The organism is Glutamicibacter soli (genome assembly GCF_003309065.1).
Classification (GTDB): Bacteria; Actinomycetota; Actinomycetes; order Actinomycetales; family Micrococcaceae; genus Glutamicibacter; species Glutamicibacter soli.
Map to the genome: position 1 here is coordinate 16,858 of NZ_POAF01000005.1, position 25,437 is coordinate 42,294.

24 protein-coding genes and 1 pseudogene are annotated in these 25,437 nt (G+C 61.4%); 5 read left to right on the forward strand and 20 right to left on the reverse strand.

Annotation, left to right across the window (positions count from 1 at the left end):
• Positions 1-156 precede the first annotated feature (156 nt).
• From tsaD to coaA, 7 genes are all read right to left on the reverse strand, one after another.
• Positions 157-1,230, reverse strand: a complete 1,074-nt coding sequence (gene tsaD / locus C1H84_RS10800; protein ID WP_047119639.1) for a tRNA (adenosine(37)-N6)-threonylcarbamoyltransferase complex transferase subunit TsaD — start codon at positions 1,228-1,230, stop codon at positions 157-159.
• A complete protein-coding gene (rimI, locus tag C1H84_RS10805) occupies positions 1,227-1,718 on the reverse strand; it encodes a ribosomal protein S18-alanine N-acetyltransferase (protein WP_113607422.1) in 492 nt (163 codons plus the stop codon). Before rimI ends, tsaD begins: the two co-directional genes overlap by 4 nt.
• Positions 1,715-2,407, reverse strand: coding sequence for a tRNA (adenosine(37)-N6)-threonylcarbamoyltransferase complex dimerization subunit type 1 TsaB (tsaB, locus tag C1H84_RS10810; RefSeq protein WP_113607423.1), 693 nt, complete (start codon positions 2,405-2,407; stop codon positions 1,715-1,717). The genes rimI and tsaB overlap by 4 nt, the downstream gene beginning before the upstream one ends.
• Complete coding sequence (gene tsaE / locus C1H84_RS10815) at positions 2,400-2,975, reverse strand: tRNA (adenosine(37)-N6)-threonylcarbamoyltransferase complex ATPase subunit type 1 TsaE (protein WP_113607424.1); 576 nt, start codon at positions 2,973-2,975, stop codon at positions 2,400-2,402. Before tsaE ends, tsaB begins: the two co-directional genes overlap by 8 nt.
• Positions 2,968-4,125: an alanine racemase gene (alr, locus tag C1H84_RS10820; protein ID WP_237562343.1), complete on the reverse strand. Its 1,158-nt coding sequence runs from the start codon at positions 4,123-4,125 to the stop codon at positions 2,968-2,970. The genes tsaE and alr overlap by 8 nt, the downstream gene beginning before the upstream one ends.
• A gap of 199 nt (positions 4,126-4,324) precedes the next feature.
• Positions 4,325-4,723 (reverse strand): large conductance mechanosensitive channel protein MscL, encoded by a 399-nt coding sequence (mscL, locus tag C1H84_RS10825; RefSeq protein ID WP_047119643.1) that lies wholly within the window; start codon positions 4,721-4,723, stop codon positions 4,325-4,327.
• Between the two features lie 95 nt (positions 4,724-4,818).
• Positions 4,819-5,778 (reverse strand): type I pantothenate kinase, encoded by a 960-nt coding sequence (gene coaA / locus C1H84_RS10830; RefSeq protein ID WP_082124065.1) that lies wholly within the window; start codon positions 5,776-5,778, stop codon positions 4,819-4,821.
• A gap of 169 nt (positions 5,779-5,947) precedes the next feature.
• Here coaA and glmS point away from each other — a divergent pair, with 169 nt between their 5' ends.
• Complete coding sequence (glmS, locus tag C1H84_RS10835; protein ID WP_113607425.1) at positions 5,948-7,819, forward strand: glutamine--fructose-6-phosphate transaminase (isomerizing); 1,872 nt, start codon at positions 5,948-5,950, stop codon at positions 7,817-7,819.
• 105 nt (positions 7,820-7,924) lie between these two features.
• On the opposite strand, the gene C1H84_RS10840 is transcribed toward glmS, so the two are convergent.
• Positions 7,925-9,793 carry a DUF262 domain-containing protein gene (locus C1H84_RS10840; RefSeq protein WP_181728113.1) on the reverse strand — a complete coding sequence of 623 codons (1,869 nt, stop codon included), beginning with the start codon at positions 9,791-9,793 and terminating at the stop codon, positions 7,925-7,927.
• A 311-nt stretch (positions 9,794-10,104) separates the two neighbouring features.
• Here C1H84_RS10840 and C1H84_RS10845 point away from each other — a divergent pair, with 311 nt between their 5' ends.
• Both C1H84_RS10845 and C1H84_RS10850 read left to right on the forward strand, forming a co-directional pair.
• A complete protein-coding gene (locus tag C1H84_RS10845) occupies positions 10,105-10,458 on the forward strand; it encodes a holo-ACP synthase (RefSeq protein WP_113607427.1) in 354 nt (117 codons plus the stop codon).
• A 144-nt stretch (positions 10,459-10,602) separates the two neighbouring features.
• Positions 10,603-12,051, forward strand: a complete 1,449-nt coding sequence (locus tag C1H84_RS10850) for an NAD(P)H-hydrate dehydratase (protein ID WP_053798519.1) — start codon at positions 10,603-10,605, stop codon at positions 12,049-12,051.
• Between the two features lie 15 nt (positions 12,052-12,066).
• On the opposite strand, the gene C1H84_RS10855 is transcribed toward C1H84_RS10850, so the two are convergent.
• Positions 12,067-13,242 (reverse strand): glycosyltransferase, encoded by a 1,176-nt coding sequence (locus tag C1H84_RS10855; protein WP_113607428.1) that lies wholly within the window; start codon positions 13,240-13,242, stop codon positions 12,067-12,069.
• Between the two features lie 94 nt (positions 13,243-13,336).
• Here C1H84_RS10855 and C1H84_RS10860 point away from each other — a divergent pair, with 94 nt between their 5' ends.
• Positions 13,337-14,200, forward strand: coding sequence for a glycosyltransferase family 2 protein (locus tag C1H84_RS10860; RefSeq protein WP_113607429.1), 864 nt, complete (start codon positions 13,337-13,339; stop codon positions 14,198-14,200).
• 5 nt (positions 14,201-14,205) lie between these two features.
• On the opposite strand, the gene C1H84_RS10865 is transcribed toward C1H84_RS10860, so the two are convergent.
• From C1H84_RS10865 to truA, 7 genes are all read right to left on the reverse strand, one after another.
• Positions 14,206-15,279, reverse strand: a complete 1,074-nt coding sequence (locus tag C1H84_RS10865; protein ID WP_113607430.1) for a glycosyltransferase — start codon at positions 15,277-15,279, stop codon at positions 14,206-14,208.
• Positions 15,276-16,307, reverse strand: coding sequence for a glycosyltransferase (locus C1H84_RS10870; RefSeq protein ID WP_161449284.1), 1,032 nt, complete (start codon positions 16,305-16,307; stop codon positions 15,276-15,278). The genes C1H84_RS10865 and C1H84_RS10870 overlap by 4 nt, the downstream gene beginning before the upstream one ends.
• 481 nt (positions 16,308-16,788) lie before the next feature.
• Positions 16,789-18,204 carry a UDP-glucose dehydrogenase family protein gene (locus C1H84_RS10875; RefSeq protein WP_113607432.1) on the reverse strand — a complete coding sequence of 472 codons (1,416 nt, stop codon included), beginning with the start codon at positions 18,202-18,204 and terminating at the stop codon, positions 16,789-16,791.
• Positions 18,205-18,346: 142 nt separating this feature from the next.
• On the reverse strand, positions 18,347-19,696 hold the full coding sequence (gene glmM / locus C1H84_RS10880; RefSeq protein WP_053798524.1) for a phosphoglucosamine mutase: 1,350 nt from the start codon (positions 19,694-19,696) through the stop codon (positions 18,347-18,349).
• A 173-nt stretch (positions 19,697-19,869) separates the two neighbouring features.
• Entirely contained in the window at positions 19,870-20,370 is a 501-nt protein-coding gene (gene rpsI / locus C1H84_RS10885) for a 30S ribosomal protein S9 (RefSeq protein ID WP_047119652.1), read from the reverse strand.
• A gap of 38 nt (positions 20,371-20,408) precedes the next feature.
• Entirely contained in the window at positions 20,409-20,852 is a 444-nt protein-coding gene (gene rplM, locus C1H84_RS10890) for a 50S ribosomal protein L13 (protein ID WP_047119653.1), read from the reverse strand.
• Between the two features lie 298 nt (positions 20,853-21,150).
• Entirely contained in the window at positions 21,151-22,113 is a 963-nt protein-coding gene (truA, locus tag C1H84_RS10895; RefSeq protein ID WP_113607544.1) for a tRNA pseudouridine(38-40) synthase TruA, read from the reverse strand.
• A gap of 167 nt (positions 22,114-22,280) precedes the next feature.
• Between truA and C1H84_RS10900 the strand changes: the two genes are divergently transcribed.
• A complete protein-coding gene (locus C1H84_RS10900; protein ID WP_113607433.1) occupies positions 22,281-22,715 on the forward strand; it encodes a hypothetical protein in 435 nt (144 codons plus the stop codon).
• A 175-nt stretch (positions 22,716-22,890) separates the two neighbouring features.
• Here the strand turns inward: C1H84_RS10900 and rplQ are convergent.
• The 4 genes and pseudogenes from rplQ to rpsM form a co-directional block, all read right to left on the reverse strand.
• A pseudogene (rplQ, locus tag C1H84_RS10905) lies at positions 22,891-23,337 on the reverse strand (50S ribosomal protein L17); the annotation flags it as partial.
• Positions 23,338-23,420: 83 nt separating this feature from the next.
• Complete coding sequence (locus C1H84_RS10910; RefSeq protein WP_047119656.1) at positions 23,421-24,422, reverse strand: DNA-directed RNA polymerase subunit alpha; 1,002 nt, start codon at positions 24,420-24,422, stop codon at positions 23,421-23,423.
• A gap of 168 nt (positions 24,423-24,590) precedes the next feature.
• Positions 24,591-24,992 (reverse strand): 30S ribosomal protein S11, encoded by a 402-nt coding sequence (rpsK, locus tag C1H84_RS10915; protein ID WP_022874114.1) that lies wholly within the window; start codon positions 24,990-24,992, stop codon positions 24,591-24,593.
• 43 nt (positions 24,993-25,035) lie between these two features.
• On the reverse strand, positions 25,036-25,410 hold the full coding sequence (rpsM, locus tag C1H84_RS10920; protein ID WP_047119657.1) for a 30S ribosomal protein S13: 375 nt from the start codon (positions 25,408-25,410) through the stop codon (positions 25,036-25,038).
• Between the last annotated feature and the right edge of the window lie 27 nt (positions 25,411-25,437).

Genomic DNA, 25,437 nt, shown 5'->3' on the forward strand with positions numbered 1-25,437 from the left:
CTGCGCTGATATACGCACAAATAAGTTTCAGCAGGCAAACAATGAGGCAATACTCAAGATATGAAGGTGCCATGCTCGTTCAGAGCATGGCACCTTCAACGGTTCGGGTCTGGCTTTCTTAAAAGCCGGACCCTAGCAATCCTGATGTGTTACTGCTTATCGGGACAGCACGATCTGCGTCACCGGTTGCGATGAATCAGTAGCAAAGTCCAGTCCTGAAGGTTCAACACCGTCAGCAACTAATTGCGCACCAAGACCAGCAACCATTCCACCGTTGTCCGTGCATAGGCTAAATGGCGGTACAACCAACGCGATGCCAGCGGATGCGCACCGGGCCGCCAGCAGTTCACGCAGTCGCGTATTTGCAGCCACTCCCCCGCCCAGCAGCACCGTAGTGAGGTTGTTTTCCTTCATGGCACGCACTGCCTTGGCGGTGATCACGTCCACCACAGCTTCTTGGAAAGAAGCGGCGATGTCAGCGACCGGGATCGGCTCCCCTGCGGCTTCAAAGTGCTCCACACAACGTGCTACCGCGGTCTTGAGTCCGGAGAACGAGAAGTTGTTGCGGTGCTTGCCTGGATTCTCGGCGCTGCCGACGAACTTCGGCAGCGAGAGGCCGCGTGGGAATCGGAATGCCTTGCGGTCGCCGTCCTTGGCGGCCTTGTCGATGGCCGGACCACCTGGATAGCCGAGGCCCAGCAGTCGGGCGACCTTGTCATAGGCTTCACCGGCGGCGTCGTCGATAGTCGAGCCCAGCAGGTGCACGTCGTTGGTCAGCGAGGTGACTTTCAGGATCTCGGTATGGCCTCCGGAGACCAGCAGTGCGCCAAAGGTAGGGGGCAACACGGTGCCTTCCAGCACGCCGACACCTACGTGGGCGACCAAGTGGTTGATGCCATACAGCGGCTTGCCCGTGGCCAGCGCCAACGCCTTGGCGGCAGAGACGCCGACCATGAGAGCTCCGGCGAGCCCGGGACCGCTGGTGACTGCAATGGCGTCGATGTCATCCAGCGTCAGCTCCGCGGTGTCCAGCGCCTGTTGCAGGGTAGGTACGAAGGCTTCCAGATGGGCGCGGGCGGCGATCTCCGGGATCACGCCGCCGAAGCGCACGTGTTCGTCCATGGAGCTGGAGACGGCGTTGGCCAGCAGCTGGGTGCCGCGCACAATTCCGACGCCGGTTTCATCGCAGGAGGATTCGATTCCCAGTACTACCGGTTCTTTCGTGCTCATGCGGTGGGTTCCTCGTTTTTCTGCGTACGTTTTTCCTGCAGGGCATCCAGCTGCAGTCTCATGATCAGTGCGTCCACGCCGCCCTTGTAGTAGCGCTCTCGCCGGTGGATGGTGGTGAATCCCAGGGATTCATACAGTGCAATGGCGGTGGGGTTGTCGAAGCGGACTTCCAGCATGACATCCAGCGCCTTGGACTCCCGAGCTGTGTCGATCAACAGGTTCATGAGCTTCCTGCCCAGTCCCTGTCCCTGGTACGCCGGATCAATGCCGATGGTCTGCACATCGCTGATGGGCAGCACGGTGCACAATCCCGCGTAGCCGATGATTTTTCCTTGGTCTTCGTAGACCCAGTAGTTTCGGGTTTCGTGCTGGGCCAGCTCGGATTCGAAGGCGGCGACCGGCCAGGCATCCTCCGGGAACAGCTGGGTTTCCAGCTGGTGTACCTCGGGGATGTCGGCGCTGGTCATGGAGCGCAAGTTCACGCTCATGCCGTGGCTTCCTTGGCCTCGGCCTGCTTCATGAATGCCGGCACCTGGGCATCGGATTCGCGCAGGTACTGCGGCGCGGTGTTGGAAAGGTCCTTCCCGGCTGCCAGTTCCTTGAGCCCATGCTTAGCCAGGTACGCGGACTCGGCGATCCATTCGAAGGACTCGGGCTGCGGGGCGGCGCCGGCTTCTCGCAGGGCGTCTTCGTAGATTCCAGCGCCCACGCCGTACACCGGCAGTGCGGGCAGGGTGGCTGCCGCGGCCACGTGCGGGCCATCCGTCAAGGCGCCCTGGCGGTTGTACCTGGCCCAGTACACTTCCTTGCGGCGGGCGTCCGAGGCGACGATGAACTCGTCGGGCACCTCGTCCAGTTCCAGCACCCGTTCGGCGAGCGCATGCAGCGACATGACACCGTGCACCGGGACCTGCCAGACGAAGCCGAAGGTGCGCGCGGCGACCAGCCCTACGCGCAGGCCGGTGAACGGGCCCGGTCCGACGCCCACGATGATGCCTGCCAATTCGGGGCCCTGCTGGTCGTGGCCGGCCATCAGGTCGCGGACGTAGCCGGCCAGGGTTTCGGTCTGGTCGTTGCCCTTGGGCGAGGTGCGGGTGGCGATGACGGCTCCGGTGTCGGCATCGATCAGTGCGACCGAGGCGTGGGCGGAGGTGTCGATGGACAGGTAGTTAGGCATGTAGTTCTCCGGTGTGCACGGCGTTTAGCAGCGTGCTCTTCAGATGTTCGAAAGCTGGTTCGCCCCAGCGCGGGCCGATGGCCTTGAGGGTGAACAGACGTGGTTCGTCCAGGTCCGCTTCTTCTTCCCACGGATTTACGGTCTGCTCTTCAGTTGCGGCGAGCGTTTCGCGGTCCAGCTGCAGTTCCAGTCGGGAGTCGGTCAGGTGCTCAACCTTACCCAGTCCCCACTCGACCACGGTGACCGATTCGGCCAGCGTGGATTCCAGGTCAAGGGTGTCCACGTCATTCTGGTCCTTGAGCCGGTAGGCGTCTACGTGGATCAGCCCGGGGCCTTCGACCAGTGAGGGATGCTGGCGGGCAAGCACGAAGGTCGGGGAGATGATTCCCTCGCGGACTTTCAAGCCCACCCCCAGCGATTGGGTCAGGGTGGTTTTTCCCGCGCCCAGCGCCCCGGTGAGGATGACCAGGTCCCCTGCCTGCAACTGGGTGCCCAGTGCGGTGCCCAGCGCCTCGGTGGCGTCGAGGTTGGTCAACTGTACGGTGAATTCCTTGGTCGTCTCACTCACCGGCTTCGCCCCAGCTGCCCTGGATGTAGTAGCGCGGCACGCGCGGCGAGATGCGGGTGACCACCTCATAGTTGATGGTGTTCGCGGCGTAGGCCCAGGTGTTGACGCTCTGGCCGCCCTCGCCGAAGATCACTGCCTCGACGCCCAGGAAGTCCGCCGGGTCCACGTCCGGGCCCAGGTCGATGACGCACTGGTCCATGGCGATGCGGCCGCGCACCGGGTAGCTCTTGCCGTTGATGGTCACCGGCGCTCCGGTAGCGATGCGCGGCAGGCCATCGGCGTAGCCGAGCGGGATCAGGCCCAGATAGGTTTCCGCGGTGGTGTGGTAGCTCAGCCCGTAGGACACGCCTTGGTTGAGGGGGACCTTCTTGACGTTGGCCACGCGGGTCACCAGCTTCATGGCAGGGCGCAGGCCGAAGGAGCCAGGAGTTTCATTCTCGAAGGGACTCAGGCCGTAGAGGCCCAGACCGAGTCGCACCAGCTCGTGGTGCGAGTCCGGGCGGGAGAGGATGCCCGGGGTGTTGGCGATGTGGCGCACTTCCAGGTCGAAGCCCGCGGCTTCCACCAGCGCGATGGCTTCGTCGAAGACGGCCAGCTGCATGTCGGTTTCTGGGCGCTCTGGTTCATCGGCCACGGCCAGGTGGGAGAAGATGCCGACCACGCGCAGCAGTCCGGCTTCCTGGTATTCGCTGGCACGCTGCAGCAGGCCCGGGAGGTCTGCCATGGTGGAGCCGTTGCGGCCGAGCCCGGTGTCCACCTTCAAGTGGATGCGTGCGGGGGCCTGAAGTCGTTGGGCGGACGCGGCGATGGCGTCCAGATCCCAGCCTGAGACTCCGAGGTCGATGCCGGCCGCGATGGCGTCGTCGAAGGGTGTGTCGTGGGTGTGGAGCCAAGCGAGCATCGGTGCTTCAATCCCGGCTTTCCGCAGTGCTAAAGCTTCGGTGACGTGAGCGCAGCCAACCCAGCCGGCGCCGGCTTCCAGCGCCGCGGTAGCCACCTGCAGTGCGCCATGCCCATAACCGTCCGCCTTGACTACGGCCATGACCGCGGCCGGGGCGACGAGGTCGACTACCTGCTTGACGTTGTTGCGGATTGCGGAGAGGTCAATGACTGCCCGGCGTTCCCACGGGGAGAAAGCAGGAGTCGCCAGTCCGGCAGAATTGTTGCTTTGCTCAAGTGCTTCAGAGTTCACCCTTCCATCTTCCCACTTTTCGGCATTTCATGCCGTCACCTCCCCTGCGCGCTCCGCCACAGCAGCCTGTGGCGTTAAATTCGTGGGGCGGGCCGGTTGACCCGGAGGTCTGGCGGCCCGCCCCTGAAAGCGAGTGATGATGATAAAGCTGGGGTTGTTAGCGCAGAGATTTGATCTCGTCGCGGATCTGCTCCAGCAGGGCCAGCTGCGGATCCGGCTCGGCTTCTTCCTCTTCTTCGGTGATGCCGCGGCGGCGGTTGAGCATCTCGGTGGCCTTGTTCATTGGCATGACCAGCGCGAAGTAGACTGCGGCGGCGATCAGCAGGAAATTCACCAAGGCGGTAATGAATACACCGAGCTTGATTTCGACACCATTAATGGTGAAGAGCAGGAAGGCGTCGAAGTTCGGGGAGCCGACCAGAGCTGCGATCAACGGCATCAGCACGTTGTCGACCAGCGCGGTCACTACGGCGCCGAATGCGGCACCGATCACCACGGCAACGGCCAGATCGACAACGTTGCCCTTCATAATAAAATCGCGGAAACCCTTAAGCATGGTTCGAGCTTACACAGCAATTTCCCAGTACAACAGGATTTCGGACACCCGAATTCGACCTGTTCGACAAAATCACACGTACTATTAAGGGTTGATTAGATCTTTCGCAACAGCATTCGGCGTACCGAATGGTCGGCCGCCTTGCGCAGCACCAGCTGGGCTCGGCCCCGGGTGGGCAGCACATTTTCCTTGAGGTTCGGAGCATTGATCCGGGACCAGATGTCATGGGCGGTGGCGCGCGCTTCTTCATCGGTCAGCTTCGCGTACCGGTGGAAGTAGGATGCCGGATCCGAGAAGGCGCCTGAGCGCAGCTTCATGAAGCGGCGGATGTACCATTCCTCGATGTACTGGGTCTTGGCATCCACGTAGACACTGAAGTCGAAGAAGTCGCTCAGCGCCAAACCCACAGTTCCATCGGAACGGGTCCGCGCCGGCTGGAGCACGTTCAGGCCTTCCACAATCAACACCTGCGGCGAGCGCACGTACTGGCGCTGGCCGGGAATGATGTCATAGGTCAGATGCGAGTACACCGGTGCGCTGACTTCCGGGACCCCGGACTTCACCGCGGAGACGAAACGCAGCAGTGCGCGGCGGTCGTAGGATTCCGGGAAGCCCTTGCGCTGCATGATGCCGCGGCGCTCAAGCTCCGCGTTGGAATACAGGAAACCGTCGGTGGTGATCAACTGGACGTCAGGGGTCTCGGGCCAGCGGCGCAGCATCTCGCGCAGCACGCGCGCGGTGGTCGACTTTCCTACCGCCACGGAACCGGCCACTCCGATCACGAACGGGGTCTGGCGGGTTTGTTCCCCCAAGAAGGTCGTGGTGGCCCGATGGGTTGCACCAGCCCCTTCTACATATAAGGACAGCAGGCGACTGAGTGGAAGGTATACGTCACGCACTTCCTGCAGGTCCAGGGTGTCGCCCAGGCCGCGCAGGCGCTCGATGTCGTCCTGGTTCAGCGGCTGTTCCATCTGGTTGGAAAGCCGCGCCCAAGTTTCGCGTTCGAGGTCTACGAAAGGCGTAACTGTTGATTCGAGTGTGTCGTGTGGTTCCACGAGGACAAATTCTGCCAACAAGTAGTGCCACAACCCAAATAACTCCGATTTAACACTCAGTCTTGCTTGGCCAAAACAACGCGCGCAGGTGACCTATCGCACAGTGTTTTTTGAGTGCTCTGCCACGATTAGTTCCATCGTTTGGCCGTGAGCCGGTAGTCTTTTTTCCATGTGCGGAATTGTAGGATATGCAGGAACCTCAAGCGCGAACGCCGACCACGGCGCCCTTGACGTTCTGATTGAAGGCTTGCGCCGATTGGAATACCGAGGTTACGACTCGGCCGGTGTGGCAGTCGTGGCTGACGGCGCTATTCATTCCAGGAAGAAAGCCGGCAAGCTGGTCAACCTGGAGAACGAAATTGCCCAGGCACCACTACCGGAGTCTGTGACCGGCATCGGCCACACCCGTTGGGCCACCCACGGCGGTCCGAGCGACGGAAACGCCCACCCACACCTCGCCGACGGCGGCAAGCTGGCAATGATCCACAACGGCATCATTGAGAACTTCGCCGGCATCAAGGCCGAGCTCCTCGCCGACGGCGTCGAGTTCCTTTCCGAGACCGATACCGAAGTTGCAGCAGCCCTGCTGGGCAAGATGTACTCCAACGGCGCCGACGGCGATTTGACCAAGGCCATGCAGCTTGCAGTACAGCGCCTCGAAGGCGCCTTCACCCTGCTGGCAGTCCACCAGGACCACCCGGGTGTTGTCGTGGCGGCACGCCGCAACTCCCCGCTGGTGCTGGGCCTGGGCGACGGCGAGAACTTCCTGGGATCCGACGTTTCCGGCTTCATCGACTTCACCCGTCGTGCGGTGGAACTGGGCCAGGACCAGATCGTGACCATCACCCCGGAGAGCCACTCCATCACCGACTTCGACGGCAATCCCGCCGAAGGCAAGGAATTCACCGTCGACTGGGACGCAGCCAGCGCAGAGAAGGGCGGATTCCCATCCTTCATGGAGAAGGAAATCTTCGACCAGCCTGCCGCCGTGGCAGACACCCTGCTGGGCCGCTCCGACGCCGAGGGCCGCCTGACCCTGGACGAGCTGCGCATCGACGCCGAAGACCTGACCAAGATCAACAAGATCGTGGTGCTTGCCTGCGGTACCAGCGCCTACGCCGGCCAGGTCGCCAAGTACGCCATCGAGTCCTGGTGCCGCATCCCGGTGGAGGTGGAGCTCTCCCACGAGTTCCGCTACCGCGAGCCGATCGTGGACAAGAAGACCCTGATCGTTTCGATCTCCCAGTCGGGCGAAACCATGGACACCCTGATGGCGGTGCGCTACGCCAAGGAGCAGGGCGCCAAGACCATGTCCATCTGCAACACCAACGGATCCACCATCCCGCGTGAATCCGATGCGGTGCTGTACACCCACGCAGGTCCCGAGATAGCGGTGGCTTCCACCAAGGCGTTCCTGGCTCAGATCACCGCCACCTACCTGCTGGGCCTGTACCTGGCGCAGCTGCGCGGCAACTTGTTCTCCGGCCAGATCAAGGACATCCTGGCAGACCTGGGCAAGATCCCGGCCAAGATCCAGGACATCCTGGACCGCAGCGGCGAGATCAAGGAACTGGCCCGCTCCATGGCCGATGCGTCCTCCGTGCTGTTCTTGGGCCGCCACGTCGGCTACCCGGTCGCCATGGAAGGCGCGCTGAAGCTCAAGGAGATCGCGTACATCCATGCCGAGGGCTTCGCCGCCGGCGAGCTGAAGCACGGCCCGATCGCCCTGATCGACGACGGCCAGCCGGTCTTCGTGGTGGTTCCATCCCCACGCGGCCGCGACTCGCTGCACTCCAAGGTTGTTTCCAACATCCAGGAAGTCCGCGCCCGAGGCGCCAAGACCCTGGTCATCGCGGAAGACGGCGACAACGCGGTCAAGGACTTCTCCGAGTTCGTGTTCTATGTTCCGGAGACCCCGACCCTGCTGATGCCGCTGCTGGCCACCGTGCCGCTGCAGATCTTCGCCTGTGAGCTGGCTACTGCCAAGGGCTTCGACGTCGACCAGCCACGCAACCTGGCCAAGTCGGTGACCGTGGAGTAATCCACCGGTTTCCATGCCACTAGCTGCGGGTGCCTCATGATGGGAGGGCACCCGCAGTTTTTACTCTCGGATCAGTGAGAACTATTCTGAAAGCACTACTGCGTTCTATTCCCCAGGTCGGGGCCAAATCTCACAGATACGCGATATGAGCAACTCGGAGCGTTCCCAAATGTCGGTCTCACTCCATCCTGATGGATGGCTAGTGAGAATCTCCTTGTTGAGGATCAAAAGGCTGTAGGAATCTAGAAGCTTTCGTTTTCCAGCTCCGGGTGCACCACCTTCGACAAGGCCCTCGGCATCGATATCGAGCCAGGGTCGGTTGGAAAGCGATCCGTTGAGCGACTTAGTCACCAGCGTCAGGTTGCCGATCGAATTTACGTACATGTCACGATTCTGGGATCTCTCCGCGTCCAACTTCGGCTCCGGATCCCAATGGGATCGCCAGCCTTGGGGCATGATATGTTCAATTTCCAATTTTTCCGGCAAAGTAACAGCCTCATATTTGGAGTTCTTAAGGCGCAAGTCCTGCTCGATCGCGCTAAAAATAACACGCAGACGGTCTTGCCGGATGAATCCATACACCCTTCGCCCCGGTAGATCACGTTTCATCTCGGAGGCTGACGGCCATCTGCGGGTTTCAGCAACCTGACTTGCCAAGAATTCGGCCAACTTCGCGCCAACCTCGTGTTTTTCGCATGATTCGAGCATCTTCAACATGACAATAGCGAATTTGTTCATGTCCTTGGAAGTTAGACGCAATAGCATTCTCCGGATTGCCCAGCTTTCCAACGCTTCGAGTCCAATGCGCCGTTGGTCTGCTGGAATGCCGTGATTCGCCGAAAGTAGCCAAAGGAAAACTGGGGTGGTTGCAGCCATGTCGAGGTTTACTATGACCCTAGAGTAGAAACGACCTTCCGGCGTGTCCTTTTCCAAAATAGAGAATTTCTCGAAAGTTTCAGCATCTTTTCGAAGCTCATTGAGGAACTGTTCAGCGTCGCTTGGCGTCTTCATATAGGGGTCTGCGTATTCGGTGAATGCTCGGAAGACCTGATCTGCCTTGAATTCATCCTGCTGTCTCATGGTCAACCAATAATGAAGAAAAATATCAATCTTTGAGCGCGTCAGTCGTCCTTGTCGAGTCTCGGCGCGCCACAGGTCTCCATCGAACTCCGCCCAAATGTCATCTGCCCATCGGATTACGTCAGCCTTTATCTGTTCTCCCCTGCGGAAAATCCAATTTTTTATCAAATCGGCTTTAAGCAAGGCCGTGCCCCGATCGTTGAGAGTCTCAAAGATTAGCTGTGAGTCGTCATGACCTGTCAAGTCAATAGCCACCAAGATCAACCTGTCTTGGAGAGTTGAGCTCAGTGCCTCAACTCGCAAGCTCTCCTCGCCCGGAGGAGTTTCCCCATCCTCATCGGGATTTCCCGAGATCCAGCGTTCCGCCTCAGTAAGGAAGAACCGGTGTGCATTAACAATTCGATGCTCAAAAGATCGTCCCTCAACTGGATCCATGGCAATCTCAAATGCTCTGCGGTCTGCCTGAGATGGCCATAGCTTGAAGCGTTCTCTTTTCCCCTTAAATCGGGGCGAACCGTTGACTATAAGTTCTTCTAGAGACTCCGCTAGATCCGAATGCTCACGACGCTGAACGACTTCGTGCACAGCGTCAAGAAGGATTTGAATGGTGGTCATCCGCTGCTGGCCATCAATGACATCGTGCCTGGTTACATCTCCAGCTACGGGTTTCTTTGATTCGTAAACAACCGCTCCCATGAAGTGCTGGACCTCGGGTTCCGCATCTTCATCTTTCAGTTTTGACTCTACATAGAATTCCGCAACACGCTTGACGTCATCCCACAGCGGTGCCCACTGATCCTCTTCATTCCATACATATGGTCGTTGAAATGCTGGAATCTCATAGTGCTCTTTACCTTCAAAGAGCTCGCGAGGGCTCCGAGTATGCGTTTCCATATTCTTCTCTCTCCGGTCCAAACAATGAACTTGACCAATCCGCCTGCAATGCCGCGACATTTCACGCGCAAGTACTCATTTAGGATATTGGCTTGCTCGGCACCAACTGCACAAATGCGTTCGCCGAAGTGAAACCTGAACGAGCATAGAACGGAAATTTTGTAACTAGTTACAGAAGCACTGTTTCAAGTAAGTTGAATGAATCGGTTTCATGGGCGTGGTGTGGTGTCTAGGACCGCTCACGCTTTTGAAGCGAGTGTACCCACAGTATTTTTATTGTCCCGCCTTCGCGACTAGATAAACTGGAAGGCATGATTGCAGGAATTGGTGTAGACATTGTCGATGTGCCGCGCTTCGGACGGCAGCTGGAAAAGACACCACGACTGCACGACCGGCTGTTCACCGAAGTTGAGCGCGGCCTCCCCCTGCGTTCGCTGGCCGCACGCTTCGCGGCCAAGGAGGCCATCGCCAAGGCCCTCGGGGCTCCAGCGGGAATGAACTGGCAGGACTGCAGCATCCTCAAGGACGAAGCCGGCGATCCGCAGATCCACGTCACCGGCACCGTGGCGGAAGCCAGCAGGCAACGGGGCATCACCTCATGGCATCTGACCATGTCCCACGACGGAGACATGGCCATTGCCATGGTTGTCGCCGAACGCGCATAACCCGCTTTACGACACGAAGGCGAATAAAACCAGCGTTGCAGGTAAAGGATGAGTATTGTTTGACTTATGATCCCCGTCTACAGTCTTGCCCAGGTTCGTTCGGTAGAAGCGCAGGAGATTTCACGTCGGTCTGACACCGCCTTGATGAAACAGGCAGCGAGCGCGCTGGCGGCCGAAGCCGTGGACATGCTCGGCGAGCAGCCGGTCGCTCCTGGCACCCTGGTGGTCGGCCTGATTGGCCCGGGCAACAACGGCGGAGACGGACTCTATGCCCTGTCCCAGCTGGAAGACCAAGGTTATGCAACTGCCGCGCTGCAGTGCGCCTCGTCGGTGCATTCCGAAGCATTGTCCGTCTACGAATCGGCTGGCGGACGGATCCAGCCGCTTTCCAAGGGCACCGAGACCCTCAGCAAGGCAACCCTGATCATCGACGCGCTGTACGGACTTGGCTACCGTTCCGGGGCGGAACTGCCTCTGATTCCACGGAATTCACGTGTGCTGGCCTGCGATCTGCCTTCCGGCCTGGACCCTGAAACCGGCGTCGCGGATGACAAGGTGCTGCTGGCCGAACGGACCGTCACTTTCGGTGCGATGAAGTCGGGCCTGCTGACCGGCGACGGGCCGCTGGCCACAGGGGACATTACCGTGGTTCCGCTGGATTTCGATTTCACCGGCCAAGCGCCCCAGACGAACCTCGTCGACAAGCAAGCGGCCTTAGAGCTGCTTGACGCCCACCGCTCTTGGCGTGATGCCGGGCGCCACAAGTACCAGCGGGGCGTGCTCGGCCTGATCGCAGGCTCGTCGCTGTATCCGGGAGCCGCGCAGCTGACCGCCCGGGCAGCGGTGAATTGCGGCATCGGTCTGCTGCGCACCCATGTGCCCGAAGACGTCGCGGCCCTGCTGGCCGTGGCAGTTCCCGAAACCGTTCCGCTGGACGATGACCAGATCCGGGAAGCGCTCTCCTCGGCCCGCCGGTACGTGCACGGGCGCGGTGCCAAGATCTCGGCTTGGGCCATCGGGCCCGGCCTGGACAGCCGCACTCCCCCGACCGGCGCGATCGCCGAGGTCTTCGCCAGCCGCCAGCCAGCCGTCATCGACGCTTCGGGTCTGGAGCTCGTGCCCGCTGGCCCCAGCGAACAGCCACGTGTGCTGACTCCGCACGCCAAGGAACTGCGGATGCTGCTGCGCCGGGCCGGCGTGACCGTCACCATCGAGGAGATCGCGGCGGCTCCAATCCGCTGGACTCGCTGGGCGGCGCTGGCCTACAACGCAGTTGTCCTGCTCAAGGGGCCGACCAACTACATCGTGGCTCCGGACGGCAGCAGCTTGGTGGTCAGCCATACCGCCCCGCAGCTCGCCACAGCTGGCAGCGGCGACGTGCTGACCGGCATCCTGGGCTACTTGCTCTCGGACAGCTCGCTGACCGGCGTGAACGGCGTGCAGACCGTCTCCAACCGCCGCATGATGGAACTGGCCGCGTGCGCTGCCGTCATCCACGGAGAGGCCGGCCGGGCCGCGGCTGCCTGTGGAACCGTCAACGCGTCGCGCCTCATCGAGCTGCTGCCCGGAGTCATGAAGCGTTTCGGGTTCTAGCTTCCCGATGTCCTGCTACCGTCCGGACGCGGTTTGCCCTTGGCGTGCCTCCGGTTCCGTAGGCTGACCGACCCCGCGGGAACCCATCAGGGATCGGTAGAGCCGCAGGTGGGCTTCGGCCAGGGCCTCGCGTTGCTCACGGCGTCCTTGTGCGTCCATCCCCGGAACGTACGGCAGGGAAAGCTGGCGTTGGAGCGCGTGGCGCAATGAGTCCGCGTCTGCCTGCTCGCCGTCCCAGCGGTAGCTGGCCACGGAGGCGTCCTGATCCGAGTAGTAGCCGCAGTCAGGGGCGATGACTGCCGTGCCCGCGTCCAGTGCGGCTTCAAGCCATCCGGAGTGCGTGCCGTAGCGGTACGGCAGGACATTCACGTCGAGACTGCCGAAATAGTCGAACAATTCAGTTTCGCTAAAGTACTCGTGCGCCACGAGATCCCAGCGCCCAGCGTCATGACCTGCCGCGAGGAACTCGGCGAGCGCTGGGAGGTATTCCTTGTTCTGCGGGTCCACCACTTGCCGGTGGATGTTGACCTGCAGCTTGCAGCCGGGCAGGTCCTCCACGATCTGCGCCAACGGCTCGATCACCTGCTCCGACAAGTTGCGACGCATCTCCTTTAGGTGCACCCCGATCCTGCGGCCCCGCTGGCTATCGCCGCGTGACTGCGCCCGCTGCTCCCGAAGCCGGTCCATGGTCGAGAAGTCGATCACGTGCGGATGCGGCAAGACGTAGCAGCTGCGCCCCCAGCGTTGCGAGATCTCGTCCGCCGCGCCTTGGGTCAAGGTGATCAGTGCATCGGCCGCCGGGATCAGCACCTCCAGCAGCATCTCATGCGCGTTGGGATCCGGCTGGTGGGGGTTGATCAGGTCATGCACGGTGTACACCAGAGGCTTGCCGGCGGCGCGAAGCTCGGCTACCGTCTGCCGGAGCGTTTGCGGATCCAGGGCATCGAAACCGAAATGCACGTGCATCAGATCAAAGCTGCCGCTGTTCTTCCGGATCCAGTCCGGTTCGAGCATGCGCGGCGGCCACCAGGCGGATTGCTGGCTTCGCGGTCCCCCAGTGGGTTCCGGATCCTGCAAGCGCCGCACCGAGCCAGCCCCCTCCGCGTCGGGCAGCTCGAGATGGCGGATGTAGACCTGGCTGTAGGGCACGGAGGCCACGCGGATCGGCGTGGGGATCTTCTGTGAACTCACGGTTTCTCCTGCGGGGATCGTGGTGGGACGGCTACGTTGGAAGGCGGAAGCATCACGTGAGCGCGCTGTCCCGCCAGCGTGGAAAGGTTGGAAGATGGCTCTGGATTTCTCGGTTCTGGTAATTGCCCACCAACGGCACGGGCACCTGCAACGCCTGCTTGACGGGGTGAATCGCAGCGCCCTTCAGCCGGCGGAAATCATCGTCGCCTACATGGACGAGCCCGACCCGGAACCCGTTGAATCCGCAGTGCCGGTGACCTCCGTGCACGTGGCCTCGTATCCTGGGGAACAGGGACTGCCGTTGGCGCGAGCCCGGAACCATGCCGCCAAGCACGCGCACAGCCGGTACCTTGTGTTTCTGGACGTGGACTGCATTCCTGCCCCTGGCACCTTCGGAATCCTGCTTGACTGGCTCCGCCGGCAACCAGTGCTCGCCATGGCCGAGCCGCGATACCTCGCCCAGCCCCTGGGCCCCGGGCCTACCCCGGACGCCGAGGAGCTGACCCGGCGTTCCACACCGCACCATTTGCGGGCCGAACTGCCCATGGATACGCCCTGCGAGCGCCATGAAATGTTCTGGTCGCTGGGATTCGGGATCCGCGCCGAGGACTTCATTCGCCTGGACGGTTTCTCGACCGGTTATGCCGGCTACGGTGCGGAGGACACGGATTTCGGCTTCAAAGCCAGTGCTTTGGGCTTGCCGGTGGTATTCACGCCGGGTACCGTATTCCACCAGCATCATGGGGTGGTCAAGCCCCCGCTGAACCATTTCGCCGACATCATCCAGAATGCACGCACTTTCCGAGCTACCTGGCATGGCTGGCCGATGTCCGGTTGGCTCCGGGCTTTCGAAGAGCGCGGCCTGGTTGCTTGGGATCCCCAGGGCGAAGACCTGACGATTCTGCGCCACCCGAGTGCTGAAGAGATCCGCGCCGCGCACAGCATGGATGCCTACTAGCCAGGTCATGACTCGCACAGACTGGAGAACATGCGCCGCAACCCTGCGGTGAACTCGTCCTGGCTGACAAGCAGCGTCCGAGCGAGGGCTGTTCCGTCCCTGCCTGCGACCTTGGCCAGTGTCCCCTCCCAGTCCACCGGTTCGTCCCAGGACTCCAGCATGGCGCATCCCCCGGCTTCATGCAGCATGCGGGCAAAAACTGCCTGCTCCGCATGAGGCCGTTCTTCGGGGATCAGCATGGTGGGCCGCTTGCTGGCGGCCGCCGCGGCGACGGCATTGTGGCCCGATGAGGAAATGACCACGTCTGCGGCATCCAGCCATTGCTCCGGATGCTCGACCGTGCCGTGCAGCCGCAGGTTCTCCGGCAATCTGTCAGTCGCCCCGTGGACGGATCCGATGACCTCCCAACTCCAGCTCGGGCTGCGGACCGCGGCCTTCACGAGCATGGAGGAGTCCACCGAGGCGGCCAGCGAGGTCTGGACGACTACACGCCGTGTGCCCTCGCAGTCTTGGGCGGGAGCTCGGTCCGAAGCCCGGGTTGCGACGGGTCGAGCAGCATGCGGCGCAGGGGCACCTAGATAGAAGCTCTTCTGCGCGTAGGAGTCACGGTGCAAGGGCTCCTCGAGGTGCTGCGGATAATACGCAAAGAGGGCATCTGCGAGATCGTAGGCCATGCGATGCGGGCGGTCCGTTCGGACCCCGGGCATCCTGCGCAGCGCCACGCGATACCCGCTCAGCCGGGCGAAGAGCGCCACTTCGACCGATACGTCCACCATCACCAGATCGGGTCCAAAGGCTTTCCATCCCGCGTTCAGCGCGGCGAAGCGTTCCACGATTGGCTTTCCGGTCGGGGCATAGTGCAAATGGCCGCTGGTTGGGGCAAAGTGTAGCTGGCTTGATCCCTCGTCCGCTTCCAGCGGCACGTACTGCACGTTGTCCGCGAAGAGCTTTCGGGATGCAGTCCCGGTGCTGGCCACTTGCAGCTCCGCGAGCCCGGTGGCGGCCAGTCGCTGGGCATGGCGCAAATGTCCGGATCCCATGTGGTGCGCATAGTAGGAAATTCTTGGTTTGCGGTTCATTGCACCCGTCCCAGGCTCTGGGCCGCGTGGAGGTCGTAGAGGGCTTCCTCGTAGGAACGGATCATCTGGTCCCGGGAGAACTGGGCGGCACGCTGCAGCACGTCGGTGCGGCGCAAGCCCACTGCCTCGCGGATAGCGTTCGCGAGTCCTGCCTCATCCGCCGTGCACGCCACGACCCCACCGGACGCGCCGATCAGCTCGGCCATCGCACCGTTCGGAGTCGCCGCTACCGGGGTGCCGCAGGCCATGGCCTCCAGTGTTGTCAGGCCGAAGGGCTCCTCCCACAGCGGTGACGAGATGAAGACCTGCGCGGAGGCGATGACCTCCCTCAGTTGGTCCTGGCCGAGGTGTCCCATGTAGCGGACCTTGTCATCCAAGGACGGGCGGATGAGCGATTCGTAGTACTCGGGGTCCTGGATGGGTCCGGCAAGGCGCAGCCGCAGGCCATTGGCCCGGGCAGCAGCGATGGCCAGATGGGTACCTTTCTCAGGCGTGATGCGACCAGTCCATGCCGCGGTGCCGGGGACTATGCGGTCCTTCCTGCCCGGCTCCCATCTGCGCAGGTCAATGCCGTTCGGGATTACGGCCAGATCAGGGATCCATGCTCTCCAGGCGCGTGCGTTACTGTGCGACACGGTGGCATAGCGATGGCCGTGGGGCCGCTCGGGGCGGGTGGCCAACACCGCAGTGATGCGCGGCAAGGGAGGAGTATGGAGCAGATGCAACGTGGGGATCCCGTCAAGCTGCTCATGGGGAATGGGGCTCAGGGAATTATTGATCACCACATCAAAGGCTCCAGCACGGACAGCTGAAATCGCCGAGGACATGGCCCCGTCGAGCCGCCGGTGCTGTTCGTCCCGATGGTCCTCGTCCGGATAGCCCCGCACCTGGTAATCCGCCGGAAGCACCGCCTGCACGCGGCCGCGTGAATTGCGTCCGAAGTGCGCACTGCCTGCCTTGGCGAATAGCGTCACCTCGTGGCCCCGAGCGCACAGGTCGGCCACCACATGGGAAGTATGCGCTTCCATCCCGCCCGCGAACGGAGGCCTTATCGGATGGTGCAGGTGGGCAAGCACCGCGATCCGCAATGGATCCATCGAGGGCCGCGTTTCGAAACGTTCGTACATTGAGGCCTTCCAGGGGGGCTAGCGACGAGTGATGGTTATCAACCGCACCGTAACCCTTTGGACGCGAACCGCACCGTGGGTTGAGTGAATTTCACAGCTGGCACCGAGATTCACCCCGTGCCCGCGAAGCCGATCCAGGGTTTTCCCGGAGATCTCGCGAGTCCTCGAATAGTTTTCTGAAGAGCCGTCCTGGCGTTCCCAGGCCTCCTGGACGTAGCTGGGTCTTGGCGTCCATGTCCAGTCCGGCAGTTGCGCCGCCTTTCCACGCTCACCGAAGGGTCGGTCTGCCCCAGCTGCCGGACGTGCCCAGAAATCGGGCAATCTATCTGGCAATCCGGACACGAAAACGGCCGCCCCTATGGGACGGCCGAATTCGGAAAGGCTACGCCGGGTGGGAGACCTGGAGCGGTAGTTGCGCGGTACCGGGCGCCAAGTTCACCACCTGGAAATACTCCCCCGGACCGGTGATGGTCCAGCCCGCTACGCGCCAGGCCTGGCGGTCCAGCACATTACGTCCATCGATCAGCGCTCGGGTGGACACCACCTCTCCCAGTTCCGTTGGATCCAGATCCCGGAACTCCTGCCATTCGGTGAGCAGCAGCACGATATCGGTGTCCTTGGCGGCTTCCTGCCAGGAGTCCACGTAGTGCAGGCGCGGAAAGCGTCCGGCGGCGTTCTTGTTGCCCTGCGGGTCGTAGACCGAGACGTCGGCGCCGGCATTGTAGAGGCGCACGGCGATGTCCAAGGCCGGTGAATCGCGCACGTCGTCGCTGTCCGGCTTGAAGGTCACGCCCAGCACGCAGATGTGCTTGCCCGCCAGCTCGTTGCCCAGCATGCTGGATGCCAGAGACACCACGCGGTCGCGGCGGCGCAGGTTGATCTGGTCCACTTCGGCGAGGAAGCCCATGGTGTGGCTCAGGCCGAGCTCGGAGACGCGCGCCTGCAGCGCGCGGATATCCTTGGGCAGGCAGCCGCCGCCGAAGCCCACGCCGGCATTCAGGAACCGGCGCCCGATGCGGCTGTCGTGGCCGATGGCATCGGCCAGGGTCTTGATGTCCCCGCCCACGGTTTCGGTCACTTCCGCGAAGGCGTTGATGAAGGAGATCTTGGTGGCGAGGAATGCGTTGGCGGCGACCTTGACCAGTTCGGCGGTTTCGAGGTCCGTCACGATCTCTGGGGTGCCCCGCTCCAGGATCGGGGCATAGACCTCGCGGATCTTGCGCAGTCCGAATCCGTGAGGTTCCGTGTCGCTCAGGCCGTAGACCAGACGGTCGGGAGTCAAGGTGTCCTTGACTGCGAAGCCCTCGCGGAGAAACTCAGGGTTCCATGCAAGGGTGATCTCGCTGCCGGGCAATGCGTTGGCCGCGATGCGCTCCGTCAGGCGGCGTGCCGTGCCGACGGGGACCGTGGATTTGCCGACGATCAGCGCCTGACCGGTGATGTGCTCCAGCAGGCTGTCCACCGCCCCGTCAACGTAGCTCATGTCCGCTGACTGGGAATCGGCGCGCTGCGGTGTTCCCACGGTGATGAAGTGGATGTCCGCAGCGGCCGCGGCCTCAGCGTAGGAATCGGTGAAGCGCAGCCGGCCGCTGGCCACATGCTTGCGCAGCAGCTCCGGAAGGCCCGGTTCATGGAAGGGGAGGATCCCGGCGGCCAGGGCCGTGAGCTTGGACGCGTCGACGTCGAGGCCGATGACTTCATATCCAAGTTCAGCCATGCAGGCCGCGTGGGTGGCTCCCAGATAACCGGTACCGATAACGCTGATGCGTAGAGTCACGACTCCCCTTCTTTCGTCCATGGCTCAAAGCCAGGCGGGGCCTGGCATTGAATTCTCTTTTCAGCATGCCACATCCCCGCAGTGTGTGCCCTTGGGGCACACGCTACGGGGATGTGAGAATTTACTGCAGATTTACTTGGGGCTTGGCCAAATCAGCCGAGTATTAACCGAGTGACAGGTGTTCGGAAACTGAAGCTGCCAGTGCCTCAGCTTCGGCCTGCGCCTGCTCATGTGTGGCGGCCTCGACCATTACGCGGACTACCGGCTCGGTACCCGAGGGACGAAGCAGCACACGGCCGGTGGAGCCCAGGCGGGCTTCGGCGGCTTCGATGTCCAGCTGCAGCGGCTCGCAGTCCGGCACCCCGGCCTTGTCCACGCCGCGCACGTTGATGAGCACCTGCGGCAGCACGGTCAGCACCGAGGCGAGTTCCTTCAGGGACTTGCCAGTGGCCTTGATGCGGGCCGCGATGTTCAGGCCGGTCAGCACGCCGTCACCGGTGGTGGCGTACTTGCTGAAGATCACGTGGCCGGACTGCTCGCCGCCCAGCGAGTAGTCGCCTTCCTGCATGCCTTCCAGCACGTAGCGGTCGCCCACGCCGGTCTGCTTCACGGTGATGCCTGCGGCCTCCATGGCCAGCTTCAGGCCGAGGTTGCTCATCACTGTGGCGACCAGGGTGTCGTCCTTCAGCTCGCCGCGTTCCTTGAGCGCAATGGCCATGATGGCCATGATCTGGTCGCCGTCGACAATGGTGCCTTCGTGGTCCACTGCCAGGCAGCGGTCCGCGTCGCCGTCGTGTGCGATGCCCAGGTCTGCGTTGTTTTCCAGCACGGCGGCCTGCAGCTTCTCCAGGTGGGTGGAGCCGTAGCCGTCGTTGATGTTGATGCCGTCCGGCTCTGCGCCGATCACGATAACCTGGGCGCCAGCAGCCTTAAAAACCTCCGGCGAGCAACCGGACGCTGCGCCGTGGGCGCAGTCCAGGACGACCTTCAGGCCGTCCAGGCGGTTAGGCAGGGACTGCAGCAGATGGACGATGTAGCGGTCCTCGGCGTCGGCGAAGCGCGAGACGCGTCCGACTTCGCCGCCGACAGGACGCGGCTTGGGCATCTTCAGGCACGCCTCGATAGCGTCTTCCAGGGAGTCGTCGAGCTTCTTGCCGCCACGGGCCAGGAACTTGATGCCGTTGTCCGGAGCGGCATTGTGGGATGCGGAGATCATCACGCCGAAGTCTGCGTCCAGATCGCCGACCAGGAAGGCGGCGGCCGGGGTGGGAAGCGTGCCTGCGTCCTTGACGTCGACGCCGGAGGCGGCCAGACCCGCTTCGATTGCGGCAGAGAGGAAGTCGCCGCTGATACGCGGGTCCTTCGCTACCACAGCGACTGGTTTGTGCCCGTCCTCAGGCTGGCTCAAACCCAAAACCACCGAAGCCGCCTGCGCGAGTTCCATCGCCAGCTCGGGGGTTAACAATTCGTTTGCTTTTCCTCGGACCCCATCGGTCCCAAATAACCTTGCCATCGTTATCAATCATAAGCCCTGCGCTTCGATTTACCGGTCTTGCAAGGTGCCCTGGCAGGCACCAATTGCGAAGAATTGGCGCAACGAGGCACTGTTCACCTGTTGCTTAAAGGCCAACGGCCCCACAATCCCCGAAGGGTTGTGGAGCCGTTGGATAAACCTCGAAGTAAGGTTTAGCGCTTCGAGAACTGCGAAGCCTTGCGGGCCTTCTTCAGACCAGCCTTCTTGCGCTCGATGACGCGTGCGTCGCGGGTCAGGTAACCGGCCTTCTTCAGGGTTGGGCGGTTAGCGTCGCGGTCGATCTCGTTCAGTGCACGGGCGATGCCCAGGCGCAGTGCGCCAGCCTGACCGGAAATGCCGCCGCCGTGGATGCGGGCGATAACGTCGTATGCGCCTTCCAGACCCAGAACCTTGAAAGGCTCGTTGACATCCTGCTGGTGCAGCTTGTTCGGGAAGAAGTCGTCCAGTTCGCGACCGTTGACGGTCCACTTGCCGGAGCCTGGAATCAGGCGGACGCGGGCGATGGCCTGCTTGCGACGGCCAACTGCTCCACCTGGAACGGTCAGCGGAGCACGCTCGGTCTCGGCCACAACGGTCGAGGCAGCGGTCTCGGTGGTGTAAGACGAAGGGGTCTCGCCTTCGAATTCAGTGGTTTCTTCAGCGTTCTGAGCCACGATAATCTCCTATTAAGTGTTTGTTGTCGGGGCCAGGACTACTGAGCGACCTGGGTGATTTCCAGTGCCTTTGGAGCCTGAGCAGCGTGTGGGTGCTCGGCGCCGCGGTAAACCTTCAGCTTGGACATCTGAACAGCAGACAGCTTGTTCTTAGGGATCATGCCGCGAACGGCCTTCTCAACAGCCAGCACTGGGTTCTTTTCCAGCAGGTCGGCGTAGTTCATGCTCTTCAGGCCGCCCGGGAAGCCCGAGTGGCGGTAAGCGCGCTTGTTCTGCAGCTTCTTGCCGGTCAGAGCAACCTTTTCGGCGTTGATGATGATGACGTGGTCGCCCATGTCCATGTGTGGAGCATAGGTTGGCTTATGCTTGCCGCGCAGCAGGGTTGCGGTCTGAACGGCGAGGCGGCCGAGCACTACATCGGTGGCGTCGATGACGTACCACTGACGAGTCTGATCAGCCGGCTTTGGGGTGTACGTACGCACAGTAATTGCCTTACGTTGATTCGTTTCTGGTCAAACAGTCGCTTGGCCGAAGGCGGTGAGATCCCCCGGTGACGAGCACTGTCGTGTTGTTCTTGTGTTTGGACCAGTACGTCAGGTGAGGACTGATATAGACCGGCCGTCCAGAGATGTTCGCGCGCCCAGCAGACCAGCGACTATGCAACTAAGCCGTCACGCTTGGGCGTGTAGTGTCGAACGTGGACATACACAACTCATAAGAGTTTATCTGATTAAAGCCTTTCCGGCCAAAAATGTTCAGTGCGGGTGAGTAAGAACACCCTTAATCGGCGCGGTTTTCGGGGCTTTGGCTCACTGCTGCGCCCCGCGTATCTACGTCGTGGTCTTCGCGCTTGGCACGGGTCTGCAGCGCCCGCGCAGCCAACTGGTCGGCGTTCGGGTAGTAGACCTCTTCAAGCACCAGCGCCCGGGGGTGAGCCAGCTTGGTTTTTGAATCGCGGACCATCTCTTCGAGACGGCTTGCCAGGAAGCCCGGTTGCTCCCGCCCATCGCCCACCATCATGGCAGCGCCGATCAGGGCCCTGACCATGTTGTGGCAGAAAGCGTCTGCCTTAAGGTGGGCGAGGATGACTCCGTCCTCGGTACGGGTGAAACTGAATTCCTGCAGCGTGCGGATGGTTGTCGCATCGGGGCGGGGTTTGCAGTAGGTCAGGAAGTCGTGGCGTCCCAGCACGGTCTGCGCCTCGCGGTTCATCGCTTCGACATCCAACGGTTCGCGATGCCAGGTCGTCAGGTGGCGGGTCAGCGGATCCCAGCGCTCGATACCATCGGCAATCCGGTAGGAATAGCGGCGGGCCAGCGCGGAGAACCGGGCGTCGAAGCCGTCCGGGGCAACTTCGGCCTCATGCACCCACACGGCACCATCCTGGCGACCCAGAATGCCATTGATGCGGCGCACCAGCGCAGGTCCAGGGGCCAAGGGAGAGCGGCGCGGCAGGCCGTCGAATTCTTCCTGGGTCAGGTCTAGGTGGACCACCTGGCGCCGGGCATGCACCCCTGCGTCGGTACGGCCGGCCACCACCACGCGAACACGCCGGCGAATCAGCGTCTCAAGCGCTTCTTCAACAAGCTGCTGGACGCCGGTGACATTGGGCTGGCGAGCCCACCCGTTGTAGGCGGCGCCGTCATATCCGAGGACCATGCGCATCCGAATCCACGCCGGGGTGCGGGTCTCCCCCACGGCCACGGTTCCCAGCGGATCAAAGATTTCAGACTGCGCACTCATGAATACCATTATGCGCAGTGGCTTTTCATCTCACCGAATTCGGTGGCTGGTTTCACAGACCAGACGTGCCTCAGTGGCATCGAATTAGCCATTCTGTAGACTACAGCGTAATTCGTACATTCAACGGCGAAACAACAGACCAGTCCGCTTACCCCACAAGGATCAGCATGTTCAGAAAATTCTCCGCCGCAACTGCCCTCTTCTGTTTAGGGCTCACCGCTCTGACGGGATGTAGCGTGAAGCTCTCCACGGAAGAAACTTGCGACTACCTCAACCAGCAAATCAAGGAGCGTGAGATCAATATGAAGTTCGAAACAGGTGACATCAAGCTGGCAAAAAGCGAGATAAGAGACTATGAATCGGCGCTTGAGGAGTTCGATGCAATGCTAAAGGACACGGCCGGCAAGACCGGAGACAAGCAGTTGCAAGAATCCTTGATATCCGCAGCAGGCCAAAGCACTTCAGCCTTGAAGATTCTGGCTGACGATAGCTCAGACTTCGAAGCCCAAATGGAAAGTATCAGCGAGCTGAATACAGCGTCCCAGCAACAGAACACGGAGTATCTGGGCACCGCATGCCCTAATCTGGACTCAGTCGGTTGATACGCTAGCCGGATTCCAGGCCTGCAGCTGGCACCATGCGAACGACGCAGAAATACTGGCATCATTCATGCATGCTTTGCCCTGAACCTCGAAGCAAAAATCCCCGGAATACCGATCAGGTATTCCGGGGATTTTTGACGCTTCAAGCGCCGAAGATGCTAAGCGCTAGGGCTTAGGCCTCTTCGGTAGCTTCAGCAGCCTTCTCGGTAGCCTTGGTGGCTTCCTTGACGACAGCCTGCTTTGGCGAAACTGGCTCCATCACGAGCTCGATAACAGCCATAGGAGCGTTGTCGCCCTTGCGGTTACCGATCTTGGTGATGCGGGTGTAGCCACCGTTGCGGTCAGCCATGGCTGGTGCGATGTTCTCGAACAGTTCGTGAACGATCGACTTGTTGGTGCGCGAACGCGAAGCGATCACGGACTGGACGCGACGACGCGAAGCGAGGTCTCCGCGCTTTGCGAAGGTGATCAGGCGCTCTGCGTGTGGACGCAGACGCTTGGCGCGGGTCAGGGTGGTGGTGATCTTCTTGTTCTCGAAGAGCTGTGCCGACATGTTAGCGAAGATCAGTCGCTCATGTGCTGCACTGCCGCCGAGACGCGGACCCTTGGTGGGGGTAGGCATTGTGGTTCTCCTAGATGAATAACCCGTTCCGTACGATTAGGCCGTATGGACGGATGAAGTAGTGTGTCGCGAGACTCAGGTCTTTACAGACCCTCGTCGTAGTCGTCGCCATCATCGATGGCGCTACGAGCGGCCAGATCGAAGCCTGGAGGGGAATCCTTCAGGGCCAGACCCAGTTCAACAAGCTTGGCCTTGACTTCGTCAATGGACTTCGCACCGAAGTTACGGATATCCATCAGGTCAGCCTCGGAGCGAGTGACAAGTTCACCCACAGAGTGGATGCCCTCACGCTTCAAGCAGTTGTACGAACGAACGGTGAGTTCCAGATCCTCAATCGGCAGTGCCATGTCGGCAGCCAGGGCTGCGTCGGTTGGCGATGGGCCGATTTCGATACCCTCGGCTGCAGTGTTCAGTTCGCGGAACAAACCGAACAGTTCAACCAGGGTGGTTCCTGCGGATGCAACTGCATCGCGCGGGGTGATCGATTCCTTGGTCTCCACGTCGACGATCAAGCGATCGAAGTCGGTGCGCTGCTCAACACGGGTAGCCTCCACGCGGAAGGTCACCTTCAGCACCGGGGAGTAGATCGAATCCACAGGGATACGACCGATCTCGCCATCAGCGCTCTTGTTCTGCGAGGCAGACACGTAACCGCGGCCGCGCTCAATGGTCAGTTCCATGTCGAACTTGCCATTGGCGTTTAGGGTCGCGATGTGCAGATCAGGGTTGTGGAACTCCACACCGGCTGGCGGGGTGATGTCCGCTGCGGTGACGACGCCTGGTCCCTGCTTGCGCAGGTAGGCGACGACTGGCTCGTCGTGCTCGGAAGACACGGATAGGTTCTTGATGTTCAGAACCAGTTCGGTGACGTCTTCCTTGACACCGGCTACGGTGGTGAACTCGTGCAGCACGCCGTCGATACGAATGCTGGTGACGGATGCACCAGGAATCGAGGACAGCAGGGTGCGGCGGAGCGAGTTACCAAGGGTGTAACCAAAGCCTGGCTCCAGCGGTTCGATAACGAAACGGGAGCGGTTTTCGGCAACTACTTCTTCGGTCAGGGTTGGGCGCTGCGTAATGAGCACTTACATTTCCTTTCAGCGAGCGTCCGCTATATGACGCCTCACGGGGGTGGAAACGACGGTAGCCTGAGGTGGCCGTTCGTCTTTTTGCAGGCTTATAAGTCCAAGATAGTCACCGGAGCACTCAGATGAATGCTTCGGTGACTTCTCAGGCTTAGCCTAGCGAATCAATTAGACGCGGCGACGCTTCGATGGGCGGCAACCGTTGTGTGCGCTTGGGGAAACATCCTGGATGGATCCAACCTCAAGGCCAGCAGCCTGCAGCGAACGGATCGCGGTTTCGCGTCCCGAGCCCGGGCCCTTGACGAAAACGTCAACCTTGCGCATGCCGTGCTCCTGCGCACGCTTGGCAGCGGCTTCAGCAGCCATCTGGGCAGCGTACGGGGTCGACTTACGCGAGCCCTTCATGCCTACCTCGCCGGCCGAAGCCCACGAGATCACAGCGCCAGTCGGATCGGTGATCGAAACGATGGTGTTGTTGAAGGTGCTCTTGATATGCGCCTGTCCCTGGGCGATATTCTTTTTGTCCTTGCGACGCGGCTTACGTACCGCTCCACGAGTCTTTGGGGGCATTTCTTCTCCTACGAAAAAGGTTTTTGAACTAGACCGCTAAGATTTAGCGAGTCTTCTTCTTACCGGCTACGGTGCGCTTCGGGCCCTTGCGGGTACGAGCGTTGGTCTTGGTGCGCTGACCGCGGACCGGCAGGCCCTTACGGTGACGAAGACCTTCGTAGGATCCGATTTCAACCTTGCGGCGGATGTCAGCCTGAACCTCGCGGCGCAGGTCACCTTCCACCTTGTAGGTGCCTTCGATGAAGTCACGAAGCTGAACGAGCTCAGCGTCGGTGAGATCCTTCACGCGGGTATCCGGGGAGATCCCGGTTGCTGCGATGGTCTCTTCTGCACGGGTCTTGCCCACGCCGTAGATGTAAGTCAGCGCGATGATTACGCGCTTCTCGCGTGGGATGTCCACGCCTGCTAAACGAGCCAAGTGGCTACCTTTCAACCAACGGAGGTC